6 protein-coding genes and 2 pseudogenes are annotated in these 6203 nt (G+C 37.4%); all 8 read left to right on the plus strand.

The features are described 5' to 3' along the window. Positions 1-909 (plus strand): annotated as a pseudogene (locus tag DXB43_RS15205) (hypothetical protein); the annotation flags it as partial. Further along, positions 906-1199: a hypothetical protein gene (locus tag DXB43_RS14690; protein ID WP_117699323.1), complete on the plus strand. Its 294-nt coding sequence runs from the start codon at positions 906-908 to the stop codon at positions 1197-1199. The pseudogene DXB43_RS15205 and the gene DXB43_RS14690, both read left to right, overlap by 4 nt. Continuing rightward, positions 1189-1932 carry an enhanced serine sensitivity protein SseB gene (locus DXB43_RS14695; protein WP_117699322.1) on the plus strand — a complete coding sequence of 248 codons (744 nt, stop codon included), beginning with the start codon at positions 1189-1191 and terminating at the stop codon, positions 1930-1932. The genes DXB43_RS14690 and DXB43_RS14695 overlap by 11 nt, the downstream gene beginning before the upstream one ends. Positions 1933-2449: 517 nt before the next feature. Continuing rightward, complete coding sequence (locus DXB43_RS14700) at positions 2450-3934, plus strand: hypothetical protein (RefSeq protein ID WP_117901614.1); 1485 nt, start codon at positions 2450-2452, stop codon at positions 3932-3934. Further along, entirely contained in the window at positions 3931-4311 is a 381-nt protein-coding gene (locus tag DXB43_RS14705; protein ID WP_117690461.1) for a hypothetical protein, read from the plus strand. The genes DXB43_RS14700 and DXB43_RS14705 overlap by 4 nt, the downstream gene beginning before the upstream one ends. A gap of 32 nt (positions 4312-4343) precedes the next feature. After that, on the plus strand, positions 4344-5384 hold the full coding sequence (locus tag DXB43_RS14710) for a hypothetical protein (RefSeq protein WP_117842366.1): 1041 nt from the start codon (positions 4344-4346) through the stop codon (positions 5382-5384). Between the two features lie 2 nt (positions 5385-5386). Beyond that, complete coding sequence (locus DXB43_RS14715; RefSeq protein ID WP_117842365.1) at positions 5387-5743, plus strand: hypothetical protein; 357 nt, start codon at positions 5387-5389, stop codon at positions 5741-5743. Between the two features lie 273 nt (positions 5744-6016). Continuing rightward, a pseudogene (locus tag DXB43_RS14720) lies at positions 6017-6203 on the plus strand (T7SS effector LXG polymorphic toxin); the annotation flags it as partial.

Here is a 6203-nt window from a genome sequence, read left to right on the forward strand (position 1 = left end):
GCAACCTGTGGTATGGCACTTCCACTGGTGACAACCGTTGGAGTTGTAGCAATTGGATTAGGCACAACTGCATATGGTTGTGCGAATGCTATAGAAGGTAGTCAGGATGTTTATGCAGGAGTAATAGGAGACCCAAGAATGGTATCGGTTAATCCAATCCGTGATACATTATTTGCCAGCAATCCGGACCTCTATTATTTAATAGGAAATGCGTTGACAATCTCAGCTTCTATGATACTGACCGGAGGAATGGCAGCAAATGCAGCAGTAAGTGCAGGAACATCCATAGGAAGGGCAGTAGTAACAGAGTATGCAAAGCAGGGACTGACGGTGGCAGCCAGCAGTTATGTGGAAAAGAGCATGACAGAAGCAACCAACAGTCCACTGGCAGGCTTTGTAGTTGGATCACTAACCGGAATGGCAACATATGGAACGCTCAGTGAGGCAGAGCTGGAAGTAGTAAATAACGTAAAAAGACCGCAGCAGTTGGGAAATGTAGGAGAGGGTGGAAGTAAGACAGTAAAGTATTCACCAATCAAACCTTGTAATGAAATTAGTCAAGAAGTAGCAGAATCTTTTAATGGTGCAACATTTACAAAAACAACGTTGACAGAAGATACAGTTATGTATAGAGTAAGTGGTGGTAAAGCAGGAGAGGTTGGTTCATATGTATCAAGAACGCCTCAAGGAGGAGGATTGCAATCACAATTGGATTTAGCATTAAATCCTTCGTGGGGAAATACAACAGAAAATATTACCAAGGTTGTTGTTCCAAAAGGAACCACAATTTATGAAGGTATAGCGGCACCACAAAATATATATGATAGTCTTGGAAATGTGATAGGAACATTGCCAGGAGGTGGAAATCAAGTATATATCCCAAAAGTGGAAGCGGGGTGGTTTAAATGATAAAATGTGAATGTAGTGAACGAATAGGAAGTGTTATTAATTCATATAAATTATATGAAGATATTAAATTGTTTTTTGAAGAACAGGTAAAAGAAGATATATTTTCAGAAGTACCAGTAGGAAAGCCATATTGTGATGGATTTGAGTGGAAAGCAGATAAATGGTACAAGTGTAAGTGTTGTGGATGTCTATGGGAAATTAAATATCCTGATTTTCCAGCAAAAGGTTTTGTTCGTAAGTTTGCTGATGGAATATATCACCAGAAGGAGATAGGGAAAAATGAATATTAAAGAACCAATTAGTAATCTTAAATTAGTCGAGGCAATTGAAGGATTAAGTAACAATAATGCAACACAACAGAAATTTTTTACAGAATTTGCACAAGCTAAATTACTATGCCCTGCAGATATTCATTTACAAAACAGTTCGAAAGATGGTAATGAAATAGTTGTAGGTGAAGGGTCTTCAATATCTATAAAGCATTTAGAAGATACAAAAGGTAATAAGTTTTTAATTGCATTTACTGATTGGGAAGAATTATATAAATGGAATTCCTCAAAAGAACAGCAAACAGTTATTTTTGGTTATAAGGATTTTCAAAACATTATGAAAGAATCGAGAGATGTATATACAGGAATGGTAATAAATCCTTTCGGTGCCAATATTGTGATTACGCTTCCAATGCTTGATGGAATGGAAAATGATTGTATAATTAAAAAAGAAGAACAGGTGTTTATAGGCATTCCAGCTGAATACCCAACTGAATTGATAAATGAGCTATGTGTATATTTTGATAAAGAAAAGAGTGTTGATAAGGCGTTTTTATTATGGATGGTAAGGGGTGAAGAAGGAAGCTATTTACTAATATTGGATTCAAAAGAAGAACCTAATAGTCTATACCCAAGAGTTGGAAAATTTTGCATTAGATTTTTAAGAGATAAGATGCTTGATATGGTTTCAGCGGATTCGGATTTTGGAAAGAATGCAATTAGAGAATACAAACCATTTTATGAAAGAGATTAATTTAATTATGGTTATACTTTAGGACTTCAAAAATCCCTAACTCAAAAAGCTACTTTAATCTCTGTCTGTTCACGAAGTGAATGACATACAGAGATTAATAATAGCTTTTTGTCATTTACCTAAAGGGGAAAGGACTCCTTATGGCGAAATTTGCCCTCAGGTATACAAAAGGATTTGTCCGACAATTTATATTGAAGATATTGTGAGGTATTGATTTTACTAACCTGTTGCAAGCTGGGAATTTTCACCCTTCCACAGAACTATTGTTTGCTAAAATGCTTATAGACGCTGTGAGATAGCCAATTTCTGTGAATGATAAAAAATTACAAGAAGAGATTTCGTTACGAGTTTAACAAATATTCATAACATCATATTTTCTTAAAGTGGCATACCAAAATCAAGACAAGCCAACTAATTGTTAAGAAAATGCCTTATTCTGATATCTTGAATAATTTTAAGACCTAGGATAAGAAATTTAATCAGTACACCTATACGAACGATAGAACTACATGAGCAGTTGGATCAGGAATTATTAAATCTTATCACAGAAGTTCAGAACCATGAGAGCAGTACCGTGACAGCACTGGAGAATTCCGTGGAATTGTTACTATCGAGTCTGAATACCTGTATTGCAAAAATCGGATTGAACACAGCTGCAATTGCAAGTTATGAAAGCAACAGCTTTTATACAGATAAGGACGTGTATGCACTTGCCAATATCAGTGAATTGTTTTATCAGCAGCATGAAGACAATAAAGATGTATATGATGCAATCTGTGAAGCGGAACAGAACCAAAAGGATGCAGCGGAAGAACGTGAGACGCAGGGAGTGTGGAAGACCGTTGCCGGAGTGGGTTTGCTTGTAGTAGGCGGAGTATGTATAGTCGCATCATGGGGAACAGCAACACCAATTGTTGCAGCCGCAGAGGGTATTGTTGGAACCGGAACGACTATTTTTGGAGTCGCAGATTCTGCGGAAGGTGCCCAGGATATTTATTATGGAAGCATCGGAGATATTGACAGTACCGCAGTAAATGACTTAAAATATGTGGTATTCCAAGGAAATGAGGAAGCATATTATCTGACAGAAAGTGTCTTTGCATTTGCAGCATCCGCAATGATTCCAATCGGTCAGGCGGCCTCAGCAGGAAACCTGACATTTCGAAGTGGAGCAACAATCGTTGCAAAAGAAGGAATTGCAACAGCAGCAGGTGCAGGAGCCCAGAAGTATACGACGGATTTAACTGGAAACCAGACCGCAGGAATGTTAGCAGGTATGGCAGCAAGTATGGCAACTGCGAAAGGACTGAATGGAATTGAAGCAGGAGCGAAGAAACTGGCGAAACCGAAGCTTGGAGATGTTGGAGACGGCGGAGGTTCAGCGTTTGCAAGAAATAATTTAAAATCTGTGTTAGCTAATGAAAGTTTGACATTAGATGAGTTTAATACACTTCGTTTAGCAGATGTAAATGAATTGTCAGCAGAACAAATTGGAAAATTAAAAAATATAAGAGAAGCAGTGCCTAAGATTGATAGTAATACAGTGATTCAAAAAACTATTCCCTTTGAGGATATAGGAAAATACATAGGAGATGACGGATATAGTACTATCAGAGGCTATATAGCAAGATATGATGATGTTTCACATATTCATGGTTATGATAATGTTGTAGAATCATCAAGATTAGACTATACAATAAATAGTGATATTAGACCATATCCAGAAGGTGGAAATGCATATGGTTATATTAAATTTATGACGGATGATGTGGATAGGATTGGAATACCGTATGGAACAGAATTTGGTGGGGGAAATACAGACCCTGCCCCATGTACACGTAATGGATTTACAGGTGCAAGGAATGGAGAAGTTATTCCAGAATGGACAGTTGATGGTAACCTGGAACCAATAGAAGGTGCTGAATTGCATAGGGTAATTGATTCAGAAGATTCTATCGTAGCTATTTTTGATGGCGAACATTTCAGAGAGGTGAAAAAATGATAAAAAATGGAAAATATGCTTATTATAAAGGAAATGAATATAAATTTTCAAGAGATGCTGATGGTAATTATATTATTATAACATCAGATCTAAAGAAAACTGATTGTACATTTAAAGATAAATATAATACAGGAGTATACAGTAAATTAGTGAATATATCAGATGTAGATGAAATTTACAAAATTGCAACTTATGGAAAGGTGAATGAAGAGAGGGTTTCAATTATAAAGGAAAAAAACGGAGAATATTTGGTTAGTACAAATGACTGTAAGATAGGGGAAAAGCTGAAGTTGGATCGAGTTGACAAATATGCATATGAGGGATGGTTAAATTCAAATATAGTAAAGCTTGATGAGGAAAAACAAGTTATAAAATAATTGGTTTACATGAGCAGTTGGATCAGGAGCTATTGAATTTTATTACAACAATCCAAAATCAGGAAAGTAGTACCGTAACAGCGCTGGAGAATTCTGTAGACTTATTAATTTCGAGCCTGAACAGCTGTATTGCAAAAGTAGGGTTGAACCAGGGAACAATTGCAAATTATGAAAGCAACAGCTTTTATACAGATAAGGACGTGTATGCACTTGCCAATATCAGTGAATTGTTTTATCAGCAGCATGAAGACAATAAAGATGTATATGATGCAATCTGTGAAGCGGAACAGAACCAAAAGGATGCAGCGGAAGAACGTGAGACGCAGGGAGTGTGGAAGACCGTTGCCGGAGTCGTATTGGTTGGTGTTGGGGTGGCATGTATTATTGCAACTGCAGGTGCAGGAGCCCAGAAGTATACGACGGATTTAACCGGAAACCAGACCGCAGGAATGATAGCAGGTATGGCAGCAAGTATGGCAACTGCGAAAGGTCTGAATGGAATTGAAGCAGGAGCGAAGAAACTGGCGAAACCGAAGCTTGGAGATGTGGGAACTGACGGTGGCGCAGTATTAAATGATGCGGATGTGGGTTCGGCTGTAAATGGTGGAACATCAAGTAAAATAGGATATGAATATTTAGATGACCAATTAGGTAACTTAAAAGATAAAGTTAAAATAAATCAGTATCAATCAGCAGAAAGTGTTAATGCTTGGTGGGAAGCAAGAGGTTATAAATCACCTTACAAAGAGAAAACTGTTGTACAAGATATAACACTGACAGAAGATACAAAATTTGTTCGAGTATATGACGGTGTGAATTCAAATTTAGAGGGTGGATGGGTTATGAGAGCCGAGGATATCAAAGGACTTACACCTAAAGAAATTCAAGCTAAATTTGCATTAGAGTATGAACCTAAATTTATTGGAGAAGTAGAGCTGAAAGCAGGAGATACAGTACGTTTAGGTGAGGTTGGACCTAATTTTGGATTTGATGGTGGTGGAATACAAATAGATTTACAACAGCAATGGATTGGTGATTTTACTGAACTTGGAAAGATTGAAGACTGGAGGTAAATATGAGAGAAGTATCTATTGATGGTAATATTTTAAATATTGGTGGTACTAAAATCACTGTAAAATATCCAATTAAACAAGTTGAAAGCATCAGTGGAAAGTATGTTGTATTGTTAAAGATTCCACGAGTAGAACTAGGAGCAGAGGAACTTAATAATATTTTGTGTTATAATGAAAATGGCGAAATGTGTTGGCGAATAAGTGACAAATTACCGTCTAATATTGTCAGCAAAGAGCAAATTCCATATGTTGCAATTCAAATTATGAATGGGAAATTATATGCTACTGATTTCTGGGGGAGAAAGTTTAATGTTGATGTAGAAAATGGAAATTTAATGGATGTAAAAATAGTACGTTGACAGAATAAAGCAGAGAATGTCATAGATATAACAAGGTTGTAACATTTTCTTTGACGATTCTCAAACACCCATGTTACAATGGCACGCAACAGGGGGTATAAGGGGGATGAAACGCCCTCATAATACCTAAACAAAAACACAGAATCGGAGATGTTCTATTGGTGATAACCGTCGTTTTATCAGCAGCATGAAGACAATAAAGATGTATATGATGCAATCTGTGAAGCGGAACAGAACCAAAAGGATGCAGCGGAAGAACGTGAGACGCAGGGAGTGTGGAAGACCGTTGCCGGAGTCGTATTGGTTGGTGTTGGGGTGGCATGTATTATTGCAACTGCAGGTGCAGCGTCGCCCATTGTTGCAGCGGTTGGAGTAGCTATGGAAACCGGAATGACTATTTATGGAGTCGCAGATTCTGCGGAAGGTGCCCAGGATATTTATTATGGAAGCATCGGAGATA

This window comes from Roseburia sp. OM04-10BH (assembly GCF_003462605.1).
GTDB classification, from domain to species: domain Bacteria; phylum Bacillota; class Clostridia; order Lachnospirales; family Lachnospiraceae; genus Roseburia_C; species Roseburia_C amylophila.